Annotated in this window: 1 protein-coding gene; it reads left to right on the top strand. The window is 69.1% G+C overall.

Going from position 1 to position 515, the window contains the following annotated elements; translation table 11 throughout:
* The coding region (locus DBR34_RS23995; RefSeq protein WP_258224119.1) for a hypothetical protein at window positions 1–515 on the top strand (515 nt) is incomplete at both ends.

Genomic DNA, 515 nt, shown 5'->3' with positions numbered 1-515 from the left:
CGCAGGGCGGTTACGCCGGCCTGGACGACAGCGCCGATACCGATCTGCAGCTGGCCGAGATCGACGCCGACGCCCTGACCGTGGTCGAGCCCGTCGCCCTTGAAATCGATGCGGTGGAAGCGGAGACCGGTCAGGCGCTGGACGCCGATGCGCCGGTCGTGGACGAGCTGACCGTCAGCAATGACCTGTCGGCGTACTTCGACGCCGATCTTCCGGTGAATGCCGCGCCCATCGCGCGCAACGAGACGACGCTCGACGCACAGCCTGACGCCGGCAGTGCCGACCCGGGCGGTGCCGACGTCGCCACGTTCGACGCGGTACAGCACGACGTTGCAGCGCACGCGCAGGACGGTCTGGAGACGGTCGAACTGACCGGCGCCGACGACCTGTCGCGCTTCCTTGATGCCGATGTGACGCCGGTGGCCGAGGCGAACGACGTGGCTGCTGCCACGGGCGCCGCTGCGGACGACACCTTGATCGATCACGCAGTCCTCGATGACGAGCCGGCGGTTGCG

It is taken from the genome of Stenotrophomonas sp. HMWF003 (assembly GCF_003061285.1).
Taxonomy (GTDB): Bacteria; Pseudomonadota; Gammaproteobacteria; order Xanthomonadales; family Xanthomonadaceae; genus Stenotrophomonas; species Stenotrophomonas maltophilia_AP.
Note: the sequence above shows the minus strand (reverse complement) of the source record. Positions and strands in the feature narration are given on the sequence as shown.